General features: G+C 57.1%; 1 protein-coding gene. It reads left to right on the forward strand.

Features of this window, described 5'->3' with window-relative positions; all coding sequences use genetic code 11:
* The coding region (locus tag ACSV5T_RS10440; protein ID WP_438321107.1) for a hypothetical protein at positions 1 to 231 on the forward strand (231 nt) is incomplete at both ends.

Here is a 231-nt window from a genome sequence, read left to right on the forward strand (position 1 = left end):
CTTCATCGTCGCTTTATCGCACTCGGTAGGCAATGATTCTTTAAGCGGCCTGGCAGGCTTCGTGCTGGCCTCGGGTTTGGCATCGCTGCTCGGCGGGGTCGTCTCTGGCCGACTTTCTGATATTTCCTCACGCCGGGTGATGTCAATTGGCGCCGCCGTCGCCTCTGCCCTGCTGATTCTCATCGTCGCCTCCGCGCAATTTTTACCGCAGCAAATCAGCTTCTACTTGTT

It is taken from the genome of Veillonella sp. ZSJB6 (assembly GCF_051549505.1).
Lineage (GTDB): Bacteria > Bacillota > Negativicutes > Veillonellales > Veillonellaceae > Veillonella.